This window comes from Solwaraspora sp. WMMD406, assembly GCF_029626025.1.
Classification (GTDB): Bacteria; Actinomycetota; Actinomycetes; order Mycobacteriales; family Micromonosporaceae; genus Micromonospora_E.
On sequence record NZ_JARUBF010000001.1, the window covers coordinates 1361772 to 1383051 of the forward strand.

The 21280-nt window shown below is 70.3% G+C and carries 20 protein-coding genes and 1 riboswitch; of the genes, 15 read left to right on the forward strand and 5 right to left on the reverse strand.

Annotated elements, in window-relative coordinates:
- Positions 1 to 33: 33 nt before the first annotated feature.
- The gene (locus O7632_RS06180) at positions 34 to 1014 is read left to right on the forward strand and encodes an aldo/keto reductase (RefSeq protein WP_278119873.1); all 981 of its coding nucleotides are present in this window, start codon (positions 34 to 36) and stop codon (positions 1012 to 1014) included.
- Between the two features lie 37 nt (positions 1015 to 1051).
- On the opposite strand, the gene O7632_RS06185 is transcribed toward O7632_RS06180, so the two are convergent.
- Positions 1052 to 1690 carry a carbonic anhydrase gene (locus tag O7632_RS06185; RefSeq protein ID WP_278112132.1) on the reverse strand — a complete coding sequence of 213 codons (639 nt, stop codon included), beginning with the start codon at positions 1688 to 1690 and terminating at the stop codon, positions 1052 to 1054.
- A gap of 152 nt (positions 1691 to 1842) precedes the next feature.
- On the opposite strand from O7632_RS06185, the gene O7632_RS06190 reads away from it, so the two are divergent.
- From O7632_RS06190 to thiC, 10 genes are all read left to right on the forward strand, one after another.
- The gene (locus O7632_RS06190) at positions 1843 to 2715 is read left to right on the forward strand and encodes a helix-turn-helix transcriptional regulator (RefSeq protein WP_278112134.1); all 873 of its coding nucleotides are present in this window, start codon (positions 1843 to 1845) and stop codon (positions 2713 to 2715) included.
- A complete protein-coding gene (locus O7632_RS06195) occupies positions 2715 to 2915 on the forward strand; it encodes a DUF397 domain-containing protein (RefSeq protein WP_278112135.1) in 201 nt (66 codons plus the stop codon). The genes O7632_RS06190 and O7632_RS06195 overlap by 1 nt, the downstream gene beginning before the upstream one ends.
- A 182-nt stretch (positions 2916 to 3097) precedes the next feature.
- Positions 3098 to 3667: a DUF3800 domain-containing protein gene (locus O7632_RS06200; RefSeq protein WP_278112137.1), complete on the forward strand. Its 570-nt coding sequence runs from the start codon at positions 3098 to 3100 to the stop codon at positions 3665 to 3667.
- A 226-nt stretch (positions 3668 to 3893) separates the two neighbouring features.
- A riboswitch (TPP riboswitch) is annotated at positions 3894 to 4005 on the forward strand.
- Positions 4000 to 4671 (forward strand): thiamine phosphate synthase, encoded by a 672-nt coding sequence (locus O7632_RS06205; protein ID WP_278112139.1) that lies wholly within the window; start codon positions 4000 to 4002, stop codon positions 4669 to 4671. (Overlaps the previous riboswitch by 6 nt.)
- Positions 4668 to 5816 (forward strand): glycine oxidase ThiO, encoded by a 1149-nt coding sequence (gene thiO, locus O7632_RS06210; protein ID WP_278112141.1) that lies wholly within the window; start codon positions 4668 to 4670, stop codon positions 5814 to 5816. Before O7632_RS06205 ends, thiO begins: the two co-directional genes overlap by 4 nt.
- Positions 5807 to 6007, forward strand: coding sequence for a sulfur carrier protein ThiS (gene thiS / locus O7632_RS06215; RefSeq protein WP_278112143.1), 201 nt, complete (start codon positions 5807 to 5809; stop codon positions 6005 to 6007). The genes thiO and thiS overlap by 10 nt, the downstream gene beginning before the upstream one ends.
- A complete protein-coding gene (locus O7632_RS06220; protein ID WP_278112144.1) occupies positions 6004 to 6783 on the forward strand; it encodes a thiazole synthase in 780 nt (259 codons plus the stop codon). The genes thiS and O7632_RS06220 overlap by 4 nt, the downstream gene beginning before the upstream one ends.
- Positions 6780 to 7397: a thiamine phosphate synthase gene (locus O7632_RS06225; RefSeq protein WP_278112146.1), complete on the forward strand. Its 618-nt coding sequence runs from the start codon at positions 6780 to 6782 to the stop codon at positions 7395 to 7397. The genes O7632_RS06220 and O7632_RS06225 overlap by 4 nt, the downstream gene beginning before the upstream one ends.
- Positions 7394 to 8251 (forward strand): bifunctional hydroxymethylpyrimidine kinase/phosphomethylpyrimidine kinase, encoded by an 858-nt coding sequence (gene thiD / locus O7632_RS06230; RefSeq protein WP_278112148.1) that lies wholly within the window; start codon positions 7394 to 7396, stop codon positions 8249 to 8251. Before O7632_RS06225 ends, thiD begins: the two co-directional genes overlap by 4 nt.
- Positions 8252 to 8330: 79 nt before the next feature.
- Positions 8331 to 9923 (forward strand): phosphomethylpyrimidine synthase ThiC, encoded by a 1593-nt coding sequence (thiC, locus tag O7632_RS06235; protein WP_278112149.1) that lies wholly within the window; start codon positions 8331 to 8333, stop codon positions 9921 to 9923.
- Here thiC and O7632_RS06240 read toward each other — a convergent pair.
- The 3 genes from O7632_RS06240 to O7632_RS06250 form a co-directional block, all read right to left on the reverse strand.
- Positions 9905 to 11413 carry a hypothetical protein gene (locus O7632_RS06240; RefSeq protein ID WP_278112151.1) on the reverse strand — a complete coding sequence of 503 codons (1509 nt, stop codon included), beginning with the start codon at positions 11411 to 11413 and terminating at the stop codon, positions 9905 to 9907. The two genes, thiC and O7632_RS06240, sit on opposite strands and share 19 nt — an antisense overlap.
- Before the next feature lie 88 nt (positions 11414 to 11501).
- The gene (locus O7632_RS06245) at positions 11502 to 12443 is read right to left on the reverse strand and encodes an LLM class F420-dependent oxidoreductase (protein ID WP_278112153.1); all 942 of its coding nucleotides are present in this window, start codon (positions 12441 to 12443) and stop codon (positions 11502 to 11504) included.
- 1 nt (position 12444) lies between these two features.
- Complete coding sequence (locus tag O7632_RS06250; RefSeq protein ID WP_278112155.1) at positions 12445 to 13257, reverse strand: ABC transporter ATP-binding protein; 813 nt, start codon at positions 13255 to 13257, stop codon at positions 12445 to 12447.
- 314 nt (positions 13258 to 13571) lie between these two features.
- Here O7632_RS06250 and O7632_RS06255 point away from each other — a divergent pair, with 314 nt between their 5' ends.
- A complete protein-coding gene (locus tag O7632_RS06255; RefSeq protein WP_278112156.1) occupies positions 13572 to 14606 on the forward strand; it encodes an ABC transporter substrate-binding protein in 1035 nt (344 codons plus the stop codon).
- 372 nt (positions 14607 to 14978) lie between these two features.
- Positions 14979 to 15815 (forward strand): ABC transporter permease, encoded by an 837-nt coding sequence (locus tag O7632_RS06260; RefSeq protein ID WP_278112158.1) that lies wholly within the window; start codon positions 14979 to 14981, stop codon positions 15813 to 15815.
- Positions 15816 to 15919: 104 nt separating this feature from the next.
- On the opposite strand, the gene O7632_RS06265 is transcribed toward O7632_RS06260, so the two are convergent.
- Entirely contained in the window at positions 15920 to 17107 is a 1188-nt protein-coding gene (locus tag O7632_RS06265) for an ABC transporter substrate-binding protein (RefSeq protein ID WP_278112159.1), read from the reverse strand.
- A gap of 467 nt (positions 17108 to 17574) precedes the next feature.
- On the opposite strand from O7632_RS06265, the gene O7632_RS06270 reads away from it, so the two are divergent.
- Positions 17575 to 20871: a nitrate- and nitrite sensing domain-containing protein gene (locus O7632_RS06270; RefSeq protein WP_278112161.1), complete on the forward strand. Its 3297-nt coding sequence runs from the start codon at positions 17575 to 17577 to the stop codon at positions 20869 to 20871.
- Positions 20868 to 21278, forward strand: coding sequence for a roadblock/LC7 domain-containing protein (locus O7632_RS06275; RefSeq protein ID WP_278112163.1), 411 nt, complete (start codon positions 20868 to 20870; stop codon positions 21276 to 21278). Before O7632_RS06270 ends, O7632_RS06275 begins: the two co-directional genes overlap by 4 nt.
- Positions 21279 to 21280: the final 2 nt, after the last annotated feature.

Sequence of the window (21280 nt, forward strand, 5' to 3'; positions counted from 1 at the left end):
GGCCCGCGTCGTAGGCTGGCCGGTGTGGCAGAGATGATCTACCGCCGGCTGGGCGGCTCCGGCCTGGTGGTCTCCGTGGTCGGCGTCGGGTGCAACAACTTCGGCCGCAAGCTGGACGCGGCCGGCACCCAGGCGGTGGTGGACGCGGCGATCGACGCCGGGATCACCCTGTTCGACACCGCCGACATCTACGGCACCCCGCACGGCGGTTCCGAGGAGCACCTGGGCGCGGCGTTGCGGGGCCGCCGCGACGAGGTGGTGCTGGCCACCAAGTTCGGCATGGACATGTCCGGGATGAACGGGGTCGACCACGGGGTGCGCGGTTCCCGGCGCTACATCGTGCGGGCCGTCGAGGCGTCGCTGCGCCGCCTCGGCACCGACCACATCGACCTTTACCAGTTCCACGAGCCGGATCCGGGCACCCCGATCGAGGAGACCCTGCGGGCCCTCGACGACCTGGTCCACGCCGGCAAGGTCCGCTACGTCGGCTGCTCCAACTTCGCCGGCTGGCAGATCGCCGACGCCACCTGGACCGCGCGTACCGCTGGGTTGTCGCCGTTCGTCAGCGCGCAGAACGAGTACAACCTGCTGGACCGGCGGGTGGAGCGGGAAGTGGTACCGGCCTGCCAACGCTTCGGCCTCGGGCTGCTGCCGTACTTTCCGCTCGCCGACGGGTTGCTGACCGGCAAGTACCGCCGGTCCGAGACCCCGCCGCCGGGCAGTCGCCTGGCTGGCGAGGGCAGCCGGTACGCGGCCCGGCTCGCCGGAGCACCGTGGGACGTCATCGAAGCTCTCGACGCGTACGCCGCGAAGCGGGATCTGCCGCTGCTCACGGTCGCGATCGGCGGGCTGGCCGCCCAGCCGGCGGTGGCGTCGGTGATCGCCGGGGCGACCAAGCCTGAGCAGGTACGGGTGAACGCCGCCGCCGGCGGTTGGCGGCCGGACGCCGACGACCTCGCCGAGTTGCGGGCGATCCTGCCCGAGCCCACCGGGCCCGGCGGCTCGCTGAGCTGATCCGGGTCGGATAGGCCGTGCCGGCTATGGCAGCCGGCTATGGCAGCTCGACGTGGCCGCTGTCCAGTCGGTACACCGCGCCGACGACGTCGACGCGATGCGCGGCGAACAGTTCCGCGACACCGCCGGTCTGCTTGAGCCGGTCGACGGTCCGGCGCACGTGCGCCCTGGTGACCCGGTCCAGGTCGGCGCTGGCCGGTCCGGTGCTGGCCGGTCCGGTGCTGGCTCGTCCGGCGTCGAGTGCTTCCGCGTCGGTGACGGCGGGGGCGATCTGGTCGACGAGGACACCGCGCAGGCCCGTCGGTCGGCGTTTGCCGCGTACCGCCTCGATCGTGGCCGCGATCGCGCGGCAGTCCTCGTGACCGAGCACGACCACCAGTGGCACCTTCAACTCGGTCACGGCGAACTCGACCGAGGCGAGCATCGCCCAGTCCAGCACGTGGCCGGCGGAACGCACGACGCAGATCCGGCCAGCGCTTGGACCGACCCCACCGGGTCCGGGCTGGCCGTATGCACGGCCGGCGGCGAGGTCGGATCGGGAAACCGAGGTGAGGGAAACACGACTCCAGCATGACCCCGACTGTCGAGGTGATTGATCTTCTCCGTTCGGACGGACTCTCGACCATGATCGGACACCCCTTTTCGTACGGCGTGAAGCAGCGGCGATTAGCGGCACTTCGTCGGGTTTTCTGCCGCACGCTCACGCCATGATCAATTGTCGGCTCGACAATGGTGTCTGGGAATTGTGGTAGAGATGTGTCGTTCGACAGTGGAGGTCACCTGTCGATCAATCAGCGGTCGGTGAGCGACATGTCCGGAGGTGGCAACGTGTCCGCAGCTTTGTTGAACTCTTCGGTGCCTCGGCGGCAGCTCGGTCGAGAGTTGCGTCGGCTGCGGGAGGAGCGGGGCCGGATGGCGCAGATCGAGGCGGCGCGGGTGTTGACCTGGTCCAACAGCAAGTTGTGGCGGATGGAGCGCGGCGAGGTGCCGGTCCGTACCGAGGACGTGGTGTTGCTCTGCGAGCTGTACGGCGCGGACCTGAAGATGACCGAGGCGCTGGCCGCCCTGGCTCCGAAGACCCGCGAGAAGGGCTGGTGGCACGACTACGCCAGCATCCCGTCCTGGTTCGAGCTGTTCATCGGCCTAGAAGAAGCCGCTTCCCACCTCCGCGAGTACCACACCGACCTCGTTTCGGGGGTGCTGCAAACCCGTGAGTACGCAACCGCTGTGTTCAGCATGAACCAGGTAGAAGTGCCTGCCGAGGAGATCGAACGCAAGGTCGAGGTGCGGATGCGTCGCGCGCGGCTACTGACTCGGATCGAGCCGTACCTACCCGGGTTCGGCATAGTGCTCGACGAGTCGATCCTGCGTCGGCCGATCGGCGGCGGGCGGACGATGGCTGCTCAACTTCGCCGTCTCGCCGAGGCTGGTGAGCTACCGAACGTCTCGATCCGGGTGCTGCCGTTCAGTGCCGGGTTGCATGCTGGTCTGATGGCACACGGGCCGTTCACCATCCTGGATTTCCCAGAACCGAACGAGCCAACGACCGTCTATGTCGAGGAGCTGACGGGCGCGCTGTTCCTCGATCGGCCGGACGAGGCTGAGCGGTACGCTTGGACCTTCACCGACATCGCTGGCCGGTCGCTGAGTGAACAGGCCAGCCGTGACCTCTTCTGGCGGGCGGCGAAGGAGTACGAGTAATGACCGAGTTCTCTGGATCTATCTGGCGGAAGAGCAGCCGGTCCAACAACCAGGGCCAGTGTGTCGAGGTGGCTGACGGGCTGGGTGGGGTCGTCGGGGTGCGGGACTCCAAGGATCCGGCTGGTCCGGTGCTGGCGGTCGCCCCGGCGAGCTGGTCGGCCTTCATCGCGGCGACCAAGGCCGGTGCCCTCACCAGCTGACGGGCGTCGTTCACTCCGTCGTGAGCACGTCGGTCGCCGGTACGGGGAGACCCATACTGCGGATCCTGCTGATCCCCCACGGGGATCATGATCCCCGTGGGGGATCACTCCAGAACGCGGTATCCCTACCGCCGGGCGGCAGCGCGCCTCCGCCCGTCGAAGGCTGACCAGACTGAAGATCGATGCGAGGCACGGAAGCCCGACTATGCTCTGCTGGTGCTTCTGACCTACGTGGACGAATCCTTCACGGACGGCTGGTACTGGATAGGCGCTCTGCGGTCGCCGCCCACGACGTTACGATCACCCTGCGTGGCGTCGACCGGACCGGTCTGGCAAAGCGGTACACATCGCCGAAGCCTGCGCACGACATCGTCCTGTCTCATCTGCTGGAGCGAGTCGACGCATATGCCGCGAAGGAACAACAGTTGGCGCTCGTGATCGCAGACAAGGTCGACAACCCGGCCCGCCACCGCGCGGACCTGACTCGGTACCGAACCGATGGCACCGGCGGCTACCGCTCTCGGCAGATCACCCGGATCGTCGACACCCTGCACTTCGCGCCGTCACACAGCTCCCGACTTGTCCAGGCCGTCGACCTGGTGACGTTCCTGCATCGGCGACTCATGACGGTGACCGAGTCGGACCGGAGGGCAGCCGCGGTCAACGAGCGCATGTGGTCCTGGGTGCAACCACGGGTGTACCACGCATGGTGTTGGAACCCGGCGCGCCAGACGCACAAAGGGCCCGCGTAAGCGGGCCCCAAGGCGGTTGCGGGAACCCCGGAGGGCCTCCTGCGTTATCGACGATAGCATGACTACCAGTAACCACCCGCGCCGATGAGAAAGCTGGCATCACCTCAGCGCGGCCTGTCTGGCTGGCGGTGAGCCTGCTCACGGCAAGCAGCGGGCGGGACGGCGGATCGAAGGTTGCCACGGATCAGCTCTTGGCGGATCGGCGCGTCCGTCGTACGGTAACAAGCAAGTAACCCACGGGAGCCCGGTGCACCGGGCTGAGAGGGAGGCTGACGCGGCCTCCGACCGTCGAACCTGATCCGGGTAATGCCGGCGCAGGGAGGAGTCTTGCCGTGCCGTCCCTTGGGCGACTGCATCTGCTCACCGACACCCGACCCGGGTGCGACCCGCTCGGCGTACTGCGGGCCGCGCTGGCCGCCGCCGAAAACGCCGACGCCACCGCCGACCTGGTCGTGCAGGTACGCGTCGAGGACGACATGTCCGACCGGGACGCGTACGAGTTGACCGTCCGTGCGGTCGCCGAATGCACCGCGTACCAGGTGACCTGCCTGGTCAACGACCGGCTGCACGTCGCGCTCGCCACCGGTGCGGCCGGCGCGCACGTCGGCGCGTTGGACCTGCCGGTCGACGCCGCCCGCCGGGTGCTCGGGCCGGCCGCGATCCTCGGTGCCACCGCCCGCAACCCGGTAGCCGGGCGGGCGGCGGTCGCCGCCGGGGCGACGTACCTGGGGGTCGGGCCCTGCTACGCCACCGGCACCAAGACCGGGCTGCCCGACCCGATCGGGCTGGCCGGGCTGGCGGCCGTCACCGGCGCGGTAGACGTGCCGGTGATCGCGATCGCCGGGGTCACAGTGGACCGGGTGCCGCAGCTGCTGGCCGCCGGGGCGTACGGGGTCGCGGTCGTGGGCGCGATCGCCGCCGCCGCCGATCCGGGCCGGGCCACCGCCGACCTGCTGGCGGCGGTACGACAGCGGCCGGACACCCCGATGGGCGCGACACGATGACCGGGTCGGCCGCGAGCGCGGATGTCGCGGTGGTCGGCGGCGGGCCGATCGGGATGGGCATCGCCTGGCGGTGCGCGCAGCGTGGCCTGCGTACCGTGCTGTTCGACCCGGCACCCGGATCCGGGGCGTCCTCGGTGGCCGCCGGCATGCTCGCCCCGGTAGCCGAGTCGCACTTCGGCGAGGCCGAGCTGACCCGGCTGCTGGTCGACTCGGCGGCCCGCTGGCCGGCGTTCGCAGCCGAGCTGACCGCCGTCACCGGCCAGGATATCGGCTACCGCACCGACGGCACGCTGGTCGTCACGCTCACCGACGACGACCGGCGGGAGGCGGAGCGGCTCTGGGCGTACCAGCGGAGTCTGGAACTGCCGATCACGCTGCTGCGCGCCACGGCGCTGCGCGATCGCGAACCGGCGCTGGCGCCGAGGGTGCGCGGCGGTGCGCTGATGCCCGACGACCATCAGGTCGACCCGCGTCGGCTGGTCGCGGCGCTGGACACCGCGCTGAACCGGGCCGGGGTGACCGTCGTCCCGAAACCGGTCACCGAGCTTTCCACACTGGACGCCGAAGTGGTCGTGGTGGCCGCCGGCTACGGCTCGGCGGCGCTGACCGGGCTGCCGGTTCGGCCGGTCAAAGGCCAGATCCTGCGGCTGCGGGCCCCCGCCGGCAGCGTCGGGTTCAAGCACGTGATCCGGGGGTACGCCGACAGCCGGCACGTCTACCTGGTGTCCCGCGCCGACGGCGAAGTGGTGGTCGGCGCCACCGTCGAGGAACGAGGCGACACCACCGTCACCGCCGGCGCGGTGCTGGAGCTGCTGCGCGCCGCCGCCGACCTGCTACCAGAGATCGCCGAGTACGAGCTGGTCGAAGCGCGGGCGGCGGCCCGGCCGGGTACGCCGGACAACGCGCCGCTGCTCGGCTGGTACCAGCCGAGAATCGTCGGCACATCCGGCGGCGCCGGCGGGAGGCGGGTGCTGGTCGCGACCGGGCATCACCGGCACGGCATCGTGCTCACCCCGGTGACCGCCGACCTGATCGCCGGACTGGCCGCCGGTGGCGCGCCGGACCCGGCGTTGGCGCTGTTCGAGCCTGGTCGGTTCACCACGGCGATGACGCCGACAGCAGGGGAGGAGGACCCATGGAGCTGATGGTCAACGGGGCACCGACGACCGCGCCGACCGGCACCACGCTCGCCGACGTCGTCAGAGCCGTCACCGATGCCGACCGGGGGATCGCCGTGGCCGTCAACGGTGAAGTGGTGCCGCGCGGCGGCTGGCCGGCCGAGCAGCTGTGCGACGGCGACCGGGTCGAAGTGCTGATCGCGGCGCAGGGCGGGTGAGCCGGATGTCGTTCACCGTCGCCGGGCACAGCTTCGAGTCCCGGCTGATCCTCGGCACCGGCGGTGCCGCCAACCTGCGCGTCCTGGAGCAGGCGATCACCGCCAGCGGCACCGGTCTGGTGACCGTCGCGTTGCGCCGGGTCGACAGCGCCGCCACCATGCACGGTGGCCTGCTCGATCTGCTGGAACGCTGCGGCGTACGGCTGCTGCCCAACACCGCCGGCTGCTACACCGCGACCGAGGCGGTGAAGGTGGCCCACCTGGCCCGCGAGGCGTTCGCCACCGACTGGGTCAAGCTGGAGGTCATCGGCGACGAACGGACCCTGCTGCCGGACGGCGTCGAGCTGATGCGCGCCGCCGAGCAGCTGGTCGACGACGGGTTCACCGTACTGCCGTACACCACCGACGACCCGGTGCTGGCCCGCCGACTCGCCGACGCCGGCTGCGCGGCGGTGATGCCGGCCGGCGCGCCGATCGGCTCCGGTCTGGGCATCCTCAACCCGCATCACATCCGGCTGATCCGGCAGTCGGTCGATGTGCCGGTGATCCTGGACGCCGGGGTCGGTACCGCCTCCGACGCGGCGCTGGCGATGGAACTGGGCTGCGACGCGGTGCTGCTGGCCAGCGCGGTCACCCGGGCCGCCGACCCGGTCGCGATGGCCACCGCCATGCGGTACGCGATCGAGGCGGGCCGGCTGGCGGCCCGCGCCGGCCGGATCGCGAAGCGGTTCCACGGCCTGGCGTCCACCCCGGACGAAGGGCGGCCCGAACTGTGAACGGTCTGCTGCTGCTCACCGACCGCCGGCAGGCGGCCCGACCGTTGCCCGAAGTGATCGATGCCGTGGTGTCCGGCGGTGTCCGGCAGGTCGTACTGCGGGAACGTGACCTGCCCCGGGCCGAGCGTGTCGCGTTGGCCGATCGGCTGCGGGCGCTGCTCGACCCGGTCGGCGGCACCCTGATCGTCGCCGGTCCGGACCCGCTCGGCGGCGACGCGGTGCACCTGAGCGCCGCCGGGCCGTACCCGCCGCCGCCGCTCGGCCTGGTCGGCAGGTCCTGCCACGACGAGGCCGAACTCGGTCGACTGAGCACTGAGGACTATGTGACGGTGTCGCCGGTGTTCGAGACCCCGTCCAAGCCCGGGTACGGGCCGGCGTTGGGTGCCGCCGGGCTGGCCCGACTGGTGCGCGCCGCCGGTCGACCGGTGTTCGCCCTCGCCGGGGTGAGTACCGCCGAGCAGGTCGCGGCCTGCCGGGCGGCCGGGGCCGCCGGGGTCGCGGTGATGGGCGCGGTGATGCGGTCCGCCGACCCGGCGGCGGTGGCCCACGACCTGGTCACGGCGTCCTCGTCGGTGCAGGTGGCGGTGTCGTCGGCCGAGGTGGCCGCCCGATGACCGGGGAGACAGGCACCCCGGTGGTCGCGTTGACGATCGCCGGATCCGACTCCGGCGGCGGCGCCGGCATCCAGGCCGACCTGAAGGTTTTCGCCGCGCTCGGCGTCCACGGCACCAGTGCGATCACCGCGGTGACCGCACAGAACACCACCGGTGTCACCAGCGTCCATCAGCTGCCGGCGGCCCAGGTGGTGGCGCAGATCGACGCGGTCCGCACCGACCTGACGGTCCGTGCGGTCAAGACCGGCATGCTCGGTACGGCCCGGATCGCCGGGGCGGTCGCCGCGCTGGCCCGCGCCGGTGAACTGCCGAATCTGGTCGTCGACCCGGTGCTGGTCTCCACCAGCGGACACCGGCTCGGGGCGGTCGGCGTGGTCGAGCGGCTGCTGCCGTACGCGCTGGTGGCCACGCCCAACCGGGCGGAGGCGTCGGCGCTGGTCGGCTGGCCGGTCCGTACCGCCGAGGAGATGGCGCGGGCGGCGGCCGAGCTCGTCGCCGGCGGACCACGGTTCGTGGTGGTCACCGGCGGCGATCCGGAAGGCACGTCGACTGACGGGGCTGTGGTCGACGGGGCTGCGGTCGACGGGGCTGCGGTCGACGTGGTGGCGTCGGCCGGCGGCGGTTGGCAACTGTCCGGCGCTCGGCTGGACACCCGTAACACGCACGGCACCGGGTGCAGCTTCGCGGCGGCGGTCGCCGCCCGGCTGGCGCTCGGCGACGACGTACCGGCCGCGTTGGTCTTCGCCAAGAGGTACGTGGCGCGGGCGCTGGCCGGAGCCCGGCACTGGCGGCTGGGCGCCGGACACGGCCCGATCGACCACTTCGGCTGGTCCGCGTCATCGTCCGCCACCTGAGCCGGCACCTACCTGAGCCGGCACCTACCTGAATCGACAGCTACCTCAAGCCCGGCAACTACTCGAAGGAGGCCAGCCGATGCAGGCTCGGCGCAAGGTGTACGTCGAAGGATCGCGACCGGACATCCAGGTGCCGTTCGCCGAGGTCACCCTGGCCGGCGACAACCCGCCGGTTCGGCTCTACGACACGTCCGGTCCGGGTTCGGACCCGGACGTCGGGCTGGCTCCGCTGCGCGGCCGGTGGATCGCCGAACGCGGCGACGTCGCCCCGGCACGCGGTGCCGGCACCCCGCTGGCCGGTGCCGATGGACGCCGGCCCACGCAACTGGCGTACGCCCGTGCCGGGACCGTCACCCCGGAGATGGAGTTCGTCGCGGTGCGCGAGAACCTTCCGGTCGAGGTGGTACGGGACGAGATCGCCGCCGGACGTGCGGTGCTGCCGGCGAACGTCAACCATCCCGAGTCGGAGCCGATGATCATCGGTAGCCGGTTCCTGGTGAAGGTCAACGCCAACATCGGCACCTCGGCGGTCTCGTCGTCGATCGCCGAGGAGGTGGAGAAGATGACCTGGGCGACCCGGTGGGGTGCCGACACCGTGATGGACCTGTCCACCGGCAAGCGGATCCACGAGACCCGCGAGGCGATCGTTCGTAACTCGGCGGTGCCGATCGGCACGGTCCCGATCTACCAGGCGTTGGAGAAGGTCGGCGGTGATCCGGTCAAGCTGAGCTGGGACGTGTTCCGGGACACCGTGATCGAGCAGGCCGAGCAGGGCGTCGACTACATGACGGTGCACGCCGGGGTGCTGCTGCCGTACGTGCCGTTGGCGGTGGACCGGGTGACCGGGATCGTCTCCCGGGGCGGCTCGATCATGGCCGCCTGGTGCCTGGCGCACCACGAGGAGAACTTCCTCTACACCAACTTCGCCGAGCTGTGCCAGATCCTGGCCCGCTACGACGTGACCTTCTCCCTCGGGGACGGGCTGCGGCCCGGGTCGATCGCCGACGCCAACGACGCCGCCCAGTTCGCCGAGTTGCGGACGTTGGGCGAGCTGACCAGCGTCGCCTGGGAGCACGACGTGCAGGTGATGATCGAAGGCCCCGGTCACGTGCCGATGCACAAGATCAAGGAGAACGTGGACCTGCAGCAGGAGCTGTGCCACCAGGCGCCGTTCTACACGCTGGGCCCGCTGACCACCGATATCGCGCCGGCGTACGACCACATCACGTCGGCGATCGGGGCGGCGATGATCGGCATGTTCGGCACCGCGATGCTCTGCTACGTCACGCCGAAGGAGCACCTGGGTCTGCCGGACCGCGACGACGTGAAGGCCGGCGTGATCGCGTACAAGATCGCCGCGCACGCGGCCGACCTGGCCAAGGGCCACCCGGGGGCGCAGGCCTGGGACGACGCGCTGTCCAAGGCCCGGTTCGAGTTCCGCTGGGAGGACCAGTTCAACCTGTCGCTGGACCCGGAGACGGCCCGGTCCTACCACGACGCCACGTTGCCGGCGGAGCCGGCGAAGACCGCGCACTTCTGCTCGATGTGCGGACCAAAGTTCTGCTCGATGAAGATAACGCAGGATTTGAAAGACTACGCGGAGCAGGGCATGCGTGGTAAATCAGACGAATTCGTCGCCTCCGGGGGCAAGGTCTACTTGCCGTTGGCCTGATCCGTCCGGCGCCTCGGCCGGGCCAGCTCGCTGACCCACTCGACATGTTCGGCGTCGTCCTCGGTCAGCGGTGCCGGTTCGGTTGGCTTGCGCAGCCGGGTTCGCCAGGGGCGCGGGCGCTGGACCTTGCCGGCGGTCGTTGGTGACGGGTCGCCGGTTGACTGTGGCGTACCGCCGGCTGGTGCTGGTGCTGGTGTCGACCGGCGGCCGGTCTCGGCTGGTTCCGGGGCCGGCCGAGGCGGGGTGACCGGCGTGCCGCTCGGGCCGCTGGTGTCGACCGGAACCGGAGTGACCCGAGGTGCGATCGACACCGGTTTCGGCGGCGGCAGGCTGCCCGGATGAGCCTGCTCCGGGGCGGGCGCGGCCGGTCGGCTCACGGTCGCGGGGGTGGCGGCGGTGATGGCGGTGATGGCGGAATCGACGGTGGCGGCAGTCGTGGCAGTCGTGGCAGTCGTGGCGGCGGCATCGGCCGTCGCGTCGACGGTCTCGACGTTCTCGGTGCCGGTCTCGTCGTGGACCGGCGGCCGTTCCGATCCGCCGGGCGCCGTGTTCGAGGGTGTGCGGGCCGGGACATCTGCGGTCAGCTGTGTGGGCGCCTGGACCGGGGTCGCCTGGTCAGAAGAGTTCTTCATCGTCCAGAGTGGCCAACGGAAGGCGGTGGTGGCGATCGAGCCGACGGCACCGACCGCCACGGCGAGCAACGCTGCCCAGTACGGGTCGGACTGGTAGCGCGCGCCCTGCCCGCCAGCGACCAGATAGGCGGCGGCGAGGACCGCCGGACCGGCCATGCCCGCGACCGCCCCGGCGAAGACCGGCTGCGCCAGCCACCGGGCGAGCGCGCTGACCGCCACCGCGATCAGCAGAGCCAGCACCGGCAACAGGACCATCGCCTGTCGACCGGCGCCGTCCGGGTCCAGCCCCGCTGGTGCGAGTACGCCCAACCTGACGTCGGCCGTCGGTTGGTACATGCCGACAGCTGGCGCCACCGACAGCAACGCCAGCAACCAGAGCACACCCGTGAACGTGACGATGCTCCACCGGATCACCGGATGGACGAGCGCGATCATCGCCGCGACCGCGCCGATGCCGGCCCCGATGCCGGCCGCCAACCCGACGAGCGCAGTGCCGTCACCGGAGCCGACGACAGCCGTACGGGCCGGCAGAACCGTCAACGGCACGACGACGGCCGCCGCTCCCGCCGCCGCCATCAGGGCGAACGCGATCGATCGCGGCACCGTGGGCCGAGGACGGGACCGCTGCCGCCGATCCGCGTAGCGGTGGGCCGCCGCGGCGCCCGTGACCGCCGCGATGATCGCGAACCAGGCCACCCAGGTGAGCTGCGCCGGCCAATGCCCGGCGGCAGGGCCGGTGAAGGTACGGCTCAGCCGTACCAGGTCGAGTCCGAACCCTAAGCCGAGTTGGACCGCCCCGACGAAGGCCGCCGCACCGAACGCGACGAACAGTGCCTTGAGCCCGCTCCGGATCGCCATGCCGGGAGGTTACGGCGAGCCGGTGAGGCTGTCGACCGCAGAGCACCGTCGGTCGACCGCAGGCCACCGCCGGTACGGCGGCGGTCGGTCAACCGAGCTGCGGTAGCACCTCGGCGCCGACCAGCTCCAGGTGGTCGAGATCCGTCAGGTCGATGAACCGCAGATGGACCCGGGTGGCGCCGATCGCGGCGAATTCGCCGATCCGGTCGACCAACTGCGCCGGCGAGCCGACCACCGGGTCCTCGGGCGGCAGCGCGCTCTTCTCGTGCAGCGGCGCGGCCCGGCGCCGCGCCTCGGCGTCGGAGCGACCGATCGCGATGACGATGCCGGCGGAGAACGTGAGCGGAGCCCGGTCCTGTTCGGTCCGTCCGAACCGCAGACAGGCCTCGGTCACCCGCTCGTAGGCCGTTGCCGTCTGGGCCACCGAGGTGAACGGCATGTTGAACTCGTCGGCGTAGGTGGCGGCCAGCTCCGGAGTACGTTTCGGCCCCCGGCCACCGATGATGATCGGCGGCCCGGGCTGCTGGACCGGCTTGGGCAGCGCCGGGGCGTCGACCAACTGGTAGTGGTCGCCGTAGTGGGTGAACCGCTCACCGACCGGGGTACGCCACAGTCCGGTGATCACCTCGAGCTGTTCGGCGAGCCGGTCGAAACGCTCACCGACCGGCGGGAACGGCAGCCCGTACGAGGTGTGTTCCCGCTGGTACCAGCCAGCGCCGATGCCGAGGTCGACCCGACCGTCGCTCATCTGGTCGACCTGCGCGACCATGACGGCCAGTGGACCGGGCAGCCGGAACGTCGCCGAGGTGACCAACGTGCCGAGCCGGATCCGCGACGTCTCACGCGCCAGCGCCGCCAGCGTCAGCCATGCGTCGGTGGGACCGGGCAGAGCCAGGTCCTCACCCATCGACTGGTAGTGGTCGGCGCGCAGGTAACCCTCGAATCCGGTCTCCTCGGCGAGCCGGGCCAGCCGGAGCTGGTCGTCGTAGCTCGCGCCGCGATGCGGCTCGGTGAATACGCTGACCCGCACGTCAGTGCCCTCCGATCCCGGCCGGTGCCGGTGCGACCCGGTGCCGGGCACCGAGTCCTGCGTCGTGTTCCATCAGCACCTCGTGCAGGTCGGCGCTGCAGCGGGCGACCTGTTCGGTGTGGGCGTTGCGGCCCAGGCTGCGCGGCCTCGGGATGTCGATCGGCACGATCTTGCGGATACGTCCCGGTCGTGGGCTGAGTACCACCACCCGGTCGGCGAGCAGGATCGCCTCGTCGATCGAGTGGGTCACGAAGACGATGGTGGCCGAGCGTTCCATGTGGATCCGCTGGAGTTCGACGGAGAGTTCCTCGCGGGTGAGGGCGTCGAGCGCGGAGAACGGCTCGTCCATCAGCATGACCCGGGGTTCGGCGATCAGTGACCGGCACAGCGAGACTCGCTGCTGCATGCCACCGGAGAGCTCGTGTGGCAGCCGCTTCTCGAAGCCACCGAGGCCGACCATCTCCAGCAGCTCCAGGGCCTTGGCCCGGTGCCGACCTCGCCGCCAGCCGAAGATCTCGACCGGCAGCAGGACGTTGTCCAGCACCGAACGCCAGGGCAGCAGCGCCGGGCGTTGAAACAGCATCGCGATGTCGCGTCGCGCCCGGACCACCTGCTCACCGCCGACGACGACCGAGCCGTCGGTGGCCGGCAGCAGTCCGGCCACCAGCCGCAGCAGGGTGGACTTGCCGCAGCCTGACCGGCCCACGACGGCGACGAACTCGCCCTCGGCGACCGTGAGATCGATGCCTCGCAACGCTTCCACGGTGCCCGAGCGTCCAGTGAAGGTCCTACTGACCCCGGTGAGCTGGATCATGCGGCTGGTTACTTTCTGTGCCTGGTATCCATCCTGAGTCGATCAACAGCCGGCACAGAGTATCCGGATCGTGCCCGGCACGCATCACCCAACAGGTAAACACTTTTGTTTACGTTCCGATACGCGCGGTGCCCGCCTGTCGCATTGGTGCGGTTTCCCTCGTACGCTGTTGCCCGCGAAGTTCCCGACGCGATCGCGGCGTTCGGTCCGGCCCCCACGGGCCAGACGCCGCACCGGACCAACTACCCCCTCCGGTTGGCACGGCGACCTGCGGGTTTGTCGAGCGACCTCCGGTTGGAAAGGACACAACGTTCATGACAAGGCTCACCCGTACGATCGCTGTCTCGGCTCTAGCGGCAGCGCTCGCGGTCACTGCCGGCTGTAGTTCCGACGATGGTGACCAGGCCGCCGCCAGCGGCGGCGAGGCATTGAAGAAGGTGACATACCTCACGTCTTTCGGTAACTTCGGCCGGGACTCCTACGCCTGGGTCGCCAAGGACAAGGGCTTCTTCGAGGAAGCCGGCTTCGACGTCGACATCAAGCCGGGCGCCGGTACCGGCGACAACATCAAGACCATCGTCGGTGGCCAGGCGGAGTTCACGCCGATCGACCTGACCGGTGGCCTGCTGCAGTTCGGCAACGGTGAAGCCAAGGACTTCGTGGTCGTCGCCGGCATCCAGCAGCGGACCATGGCGGCGATCATCGCGCTCGAAGGCAACGGCATCACCACCCCGAAGGACCTCGAGGGCAAGAAGCTCGCCGACGCCCCGGGCTCGGTCGTCCGTAACCTGTTCCCGACCTACGCGTCGCTCGCCGGCATCGACGAGACCAAGGTGGAGTGGGTCAACGGCGCCCCGCAGACCCTGATGGGCACCCTGGCATCCGGATCGGTGGACGGTATCGGCCAGTTCGTGGTCGGCAAGCCCACCGTCGAGACGGTCGCCCAGGGCAAGACCGCTGTCGTCCTGCCGTACAGCGACATCATGACGGACCTGTACGGCAACGTCCTGATCACCTCGACGAGGATCGCCGAGGAGGACCCCGAGATGGTCAAGCGGTTCAGCGCCGCGCTGCTGAAGGGCCTCGAGTACAGCATCGCCAACCCGCAGGAGGCCGGCGAGATCCTGGCGAAGAACGTGGACGAGGCCAACCCGGCCGCCGCCGCCGCCGAGCTCGACCTGATGGCCGCGTTCGTCAAGTCGACCAGCTCCGGCGTACCGGTCGGCGCGTTGGACAGCCAGCGGATCGCGCGCAGCATCGCGATCCTGCAGGGCGCCGGGGCGATCCCGCCCGGCCTGGAGCCCGAGCAGGTCGTCAACTTCGACCTGGCACCGAACGCCGCGTCCTGACGGACGGGAAGGTGGGCCGACCGCACAGGCGGTCGGCCCACCTTCCGCGCGGTACCCGGCAATCGGGCCGGGCTAGCTTTCTGCTTCGCCGACCACAGCCGACCCGAATCAACGGCAGGGGACGGAGTGGCGCCAATCGGTCTCACGCAGTCACACAGACGTCACTTCCACCAGCCCGGCGGTAGGCCCGGCCGGCGTGGTTTGTCACCGGGAAGGCAACGCCACGTTAGCACATTTGTTCGCACGCCGGATGTCCCGGTGCGCGGGTCATAGACGTCGATCCGCCTCGATGGCTGATCGACGTCCCTGCCCTGCTCCGCAGGAGTCCGTTTCCTCCCGGCCTGAGGCCGGAGAATCCACGGAAGGCATCTGATGACCGTACTCAAACCGGCCCAGGCCCCGCCGCTGCGCGGGTTCAGACCGAGGGTGCGCCTCGGTGGCTCCCGCGCTGGCGTGGTGCTGCTGCCGTTGCTCGGCATGGTGGTCGTGGTCACCGGGTGGTGGCTGGCGACAAGCGTGTTCGAGCTGATCCACCCGGTGGTGCTGCCGCCCCCGCAGGACGTGTACACCGCGTTCCAGCCGCGGGTCGTGCGGCTGTTGGAGCACACTCTGGTGACCACCACCTCGACCGTCGTGGGGTTCGTGCTCTCCAGCGTCGCCGGTATCCTGATGGGACTGGTGCTGGCCGGCTCGCAAGTGGTCGAGCGGATGTTCTCCCCGCTGCTCGTGGCGGTCAACGCCGTACCGAAGATCGTGATCGCGCCCCTGCTCGTGGTCGCCCTGGGGTGGGGCCAGCGGCCGATCCTCACCATGGTCTTCCTGCTCTGCTTCTTTCCGATCGTGCTCTCCACGGTGACCGGCCTGACCTCCACTCCGGCCGATCTGGCGGAACTGGCCAGATCGCTGGACGCGTCCCGCTGGCAGGCGTTCCGCAAGGTCCGGTTGCCGGCCGCGTTGCCGCAGATCTTCGTCGGACTGAAGGTCGCCATGCCGCTGGCGGCGACCGGCGCGGTGCTCGGCGAGTTCTTCGCCTCCGACAAGGACGGTCTGGGCTTTTTCATCGTGCAGACCAGCGGTATGGGCAACACCGCCGCCACCTGGGCGGCGGTCGTCCTGGTCGCCGCGATGAGCATCCTGCTCTACTTCGGTGTCGTCCTCGTCGAACGGCTCTTTCTGCCCTGGGTCCGGGAGACCACCTCGGCTCGCTGAGGAGTCGAGGGAGCCTCACCGGCGAGACGCCGGTACGGGAATCAAGAGACACGTAGGGCCGGGTCCGTGACGGACCCGGCCCTATCGTCGATCGTCGCGCCTGGTCAGCTTGCCAGCCGCCAGCGTCCACCCCGGGACACCAGCATGGTCAGCGCCTGCGGCATCAACCCGGAGTGGTTGTCCGGCGTCATCCGGATCGGTCCGGACAGTCCGTCGAACTGGGTGGTCTCCAGGACGTCCCGGATGTCCTCCCGACTCACCGAGTTGTCCTCGCCGGTGGCGCTGGCCACCGCGTCGGCGATCAGTTGAACCGCGTCGGCGGCGAACGACGAGAATCCGTAGTAGCTGCCGAACCGGGCGGTGTAGTCGCGGAACCACTGCTTGCGGGCGGCCTTGGCCGGAGTGGTGGCGATGACGTCGTCGATCACCATCGTCTGGGTGAAGACCAGGTTGACTCCTTCGGTGCCGCCTGCCGCCCCACCGGTCAGGAACAGGTCCCCGGCGGCGGCCGCGTCGAAGAAGATCGGACCTGGATAGTCGAGCTGGGCGGCGCTGTCCGCCGCCAGGGCCGCTTGCTCCGCGGACGTCCAGATCAGCAGGGCACCCGGCTCGTCTTCCTCCGCCAGAGCGGCGACCGCCTGGCTCACGTCGGTGTCGGTGGTCCGGACCTGTTCCGTACCGACCAGATCGATGCCGATCTTGTCGAGTTCCGCGGACATGATCCGCAGTCCGTCCTGGCCGTATTCGTCGTCGGTGTGCAACAGGCTCGCCTCGTCGATGTCGAGGCGGCGCAACTCGCTGGCGATGGTGGCGGCACTGTCGGTGGCGTTCGGGCCGAGCTTGAACATGTACCGGCGTTCCGCCACCGGCGCGGCCACGGCGGTGGCCGGAGCGAGGGAGATGGTGGGCACGCGCTTGTCGTTGATGGTGCGGGCGGCGCCGACCGCGCAGTCGCTGCAACTGCCCATGATGATCGCCGTGACCTGCGAGTCGCTGGTGAAGTCGCCGATGTTACGTAGGGACTCACTGGGGTCGGAGCGGTTGTCCCGTACGTCGAGTCGTACGGTGCGCCCGCCCAGCAGGCCCGATTCGTTGATCTGCTCAACTTTGAGTTCGAGCGCCCGCTGGTAGCCCTTGCCGACTGCGGCCGCCGCGCCGGACAGTTCGAGGTCGGCGGCGATGACGATGTCGCCGCCCGCCGCGGTGTCGTCGGCGAACTGGCAGCCGGCAAGCATCGGCACCAGCAAAGTAGACGCCAGGGCGGTGAGCAGGGCGGAACGGGTGGGCCTCAAGTCATTCCTCCAGGTACGCGGCAGGTGCGGGCCGGCCGTTTCGGGGGCGGACACGTTCGCCGACGTCCTCAATAGAAGTCTTGCCGGCGGCATGCCGTACGGTGTGCGCGGAACCTGCGAACGTGGGAAACCTTGCCAATGGCCGTCGCTCTGGTCAAGCGCGCCGGTCAGCTGGTAGTTCGGGACAGCTGTCCCATATGTTGGCAACGAGGACTGGTTGCGAGCGTTAACTTTGCCGATACAAACATCTGTGGAACTTCCATCCGCCCTGATCAGGGCGGTGTCATGAAGATATCGTCCGGTAGCTCTAGGGTAGATCCGGGTCGTCCGACCGATTTCTGCCCGGCTGAGGCTTCCCAACTGGGTCTACTTCTGGTGAAATCGCGGCCGTGCCGCATGCGGCGCTGGCCGTTGCAGCAGGCATCGGCCGGCAGTCCGCGGGTGGAGATAACGACGGAGGCGATGTCGTGAGGACCGGACCGACGACCCTGCCCGACAACGGACCGCGCAAGCGCCGCGCGCCGCTGCGCTGGGTACCTCGGCTGAGGGATGCCCGGATCAGGTCCAAGTTGGCGCTCATCCTGGTCGTCCCCTTGGCCGCCGTGGCCGCCCTGGCGACGGTACGTCTGGTCGACGTCGGCCAGGGCGCGCTCGAAGCCCGGCTGGTGAGTTCCCTGGCGGCGCTCTCGACCGACGTCTCGGCGTTGGCTCAGGACGTCCACAAGGAGCGGATGGCCGCGCTGACGTTGCTGGCCTCCGACGACGCCGCCGCGGAAAGCTACAACGCCCGGGTCCGGCGTACCGACGAGAGCATCGCCGCGTACGCTGCCGAGCGCGCCGCCGTGGGCGAGGTGCCGACAGCCGTCGAGCGCCAGCTCATCGACATCGACGACCACCTCGGTACGTTGAACGCGACCCGCCAGGAGGTGCTGGACCGCCGCCAGATGCCGGTGCCGGAAGCGGTGCTGCGCTACGGGGTCATCCTGTCCGACCTGGCCTCCTACGGCGAGATCCTCGGTCAGGTCTCGGGTGAGGGCGAGGTGCCGGACAGCCTGCGGGCGGTCTCCGCGTTCGCCCGGGCCAAGGCGGCCACCGCCGAAGAGGAAGCCATCGTCTTCGCCGCGCTCTCCGCCGGGCAGCTCGACGAGGAACAGTTCTCCTCCTACCTCGCCACGCTCACCAGCCAGCAGGAAGCGCTGCTGTCGTTCTCGCTGACCGCCTCCCCGTGGGAGCAGGACCTGGTCAACACCAGCGTCACCGGTGACGCGGTCTTCCTGGCCGACCGGGTGGCCACCGAGATCACCAGGTCGGTCGGCCAACGGGCCACCCTCGGCCCGGACGAGGCGGCCCGCGCGGTCGGCGCGGTCAACGATCTGATGCGGTGGGCGGAGATCCAGCTGGAGTCCCAGCTGCTCGACCGGGCCTCCCAGGTCAGCACCGACGTCACCCGGCAGGCGATGACCGAGTCGGCCCTGGTGCTGATCGCGCTGGTGCTGGCCATCGCGCTCGCGGTCGTGCTGGCCCGGTCCTTGAACAGCTCGCTGCGGCGGCTGCGGGAAGGCGCCATGGCGGTGGCCAACCGGGACCTGCCCGAGGCGGTCGCCAAGCTGCGGGACATCAACGATCTCAACGACCGGGGTCCCGAGGAGATCGTCCGGAACCTGCGTGATCCGATCCGGCTACCCAACCGCGACGAGGTCGGCCAGGTCGGCCAGGCCTTCAACGTGGTGCACCGGGAAGCGGTCCGGATCGCGGCCGAGCAGGCCGCGCTACGGGCGAGCGTCTCGGCGATGTTCCTCTCGCTGGCCCGACGGAGTCAGACGCTGGTCGACCGGATGATCGGCGAGCTCGACATGATCGAGCGCGGCGAGGAGGACCCCAAGCGACTCGCCCAGCTGTTCCAGCTGGACCACCTGGCCACCCGGATGCGCCGCAACGACGAGAACCTGCTGGTCCTCGCCGGCGCCGACTCCAGCGCCCCGCGCCGCGAGGACGCGCTGCTGGTCGACGCGCTGCGGGCCGCGCAGTCCGAGGTCGAGCTCTACAACCGGATCGAGTTCGGCACCGTCGACACCGACATCCTCATCTCCGCGCACGCGGTCAACGACGTGGTACGGCTCGTCGCCGAGCTGCTCGACAACGCCACCCGGTTCTCCCCACCGACCACCACCGTGGTCGCGGACGCCCGGCGGCTGCGTGACTACGTGCTGATCCAGGTCGAGGACCGTGGACTCGGACTCTCCGAGGAGCAGTTCGACAACCTGAACCGCCGACTCGCCGCGCCTTCCACGATGGACGTGTCGGCGTTCCGGCTGATGGGGCTCGCGGTGGTGAGCCGACTCGCCGGCCGGTACGGCATCCGGGTCGAACTGCGCCCGAACGTCGAAGGCGGCACGGTCGCCCAGGTCACCCTGCCCAGCAGCATCCTGGTGCTGCCGCAGCGCAGTCGCGAACCGGTGATGAGCCGGGGACGGCTGTCATCGGCGGAGCCGGTGTCCGCCGCACCGACCTCGGGCGGCAGCTGGTCGCCGGTTTCCGCGCCGCCGACGTCGCCGGCCCTGCCGGGGCGGACCGCGACCCTCACCGACCAGTGGCAGAACGCCCGATCGTCGCAGTGGAACGCGGTGGCCGGAGCGAACACGGCCGCCTTCTCGGTGACCGCCGGCGCCGCCGGACCGCTGTCCAACGCGCCGACGTCCGGGGCCCTGTCCAACGCGCCGACGTCCGGAGCGTTGTTCAACGCGCCGACGTCCGGGCCGGCGGCGGGTTCGATCTCGCCGCGTACCGCAGGTCCGGTGCCCGGGCCGATGGCCGGACCGGCACCACCGGTGATGAGCCCGGCGATGTTGGCTTCGCCGGCTCCCGCGCCGGCACCCCCGGCACCCCCCGCCCCGACGGCCCCCGCCGCAGCCGGGCCGGATCTGGCGGCGAGTGTCGGCACTCCGACCGTGGCGTACCCGACGGTGCGCCCCTCCACGTTGCGCGGATACGCCGACCAGGGAGTCATCCCGGCCACCGCGCATCCGATGTCGCCGGTGGTGCGACCGGCAGCCCAGCTTCCACAAGGACCGGTCGCCGGTGCGACCGGCGTCGGGGCACGCCCCGACGAGCCCGCCGAGATGCCGCCGATCTTCCGGGAGATGGAGGCGGTCTGGTTCCGGGCCCACGGACAGGCCGAGACGAGCACCTTCCAGCGACCGGCCGGGGGGTACGGGCCGAACACCGGTGGTGCCGCCAATGGCGTACCGCTGTCTGGTGACTCAGCCGCGACGCTCGGCGCACCGTCCGCGACCGCCCCCACCCGGCCACCACTGCCGGCACGCAACCCGGGGCAGTCGGCACCACCACCGGCGGCGTACTCTGCTCCGGTGCAGCCGAACGCCGCACCACATTCCGCCGCCGCGCCGGCCGACGTACCGTCCACTCCGGCCCCCAGCAGTCTGGGGGCGGCGGGTGCCATTCCACGGCAACGCACCGGAGGGACGGACACCTGGCGTACCGCTGCTGACGAAGGGTGGGCGCGGGCCAGCCAGGCGGCCGAGCCGGAGGTGGCCGGCACCACCCGGTCCGGCTTGCCGAAGCGCCGTCCACAAGCGCAGCTCGTGCCGGGCGGTGTCGAGTCCAAGCCCAGCCGGTCGACGGCCCGGCGTACCCCGGACGAGGTCCGTGGCCTGCTGTCGGCATATCACCGTGGCGTACAACGTGGCCGGACCGTCGGCACGGAGCAGTACGGCGCCACTTCAACCAAGGAGACCAGCGAATGAACAGGCCAGCAGCTATTCAGGACATGGGTTGGCTGCTCAGCAACTTCGCCGACAGCGTCGCCGGCATCGCGCACGTGGTGGCTGTCTCGGCTGACGGGCTGTTGCTTGCCTCCTCCCGTGATCTGCCTGCGGATCGTGCCGACCAGCTGGCCGCCATCACATCCGGTGTGGTGAGTCTGACTGACGGCGCAGCCAGGATGTTCAGCGCCGGTGGCGTACTGCAGACTGTGATCGAGATGGACAGTGGGTACCTCTTCCTGATGTCTATCAGCGACGGGTCGTCCATGGCGGTTCTCGCCGCGCGTAGCTGCGACGTGGGCCAGGTCGGGTACGAGATGGCGCTGCTGGTGGAGCGGGTCGGTGCCGCCCTGGTCCCGCTGCCCCGCGAGGCCGTGGGCAGGGCCTGATC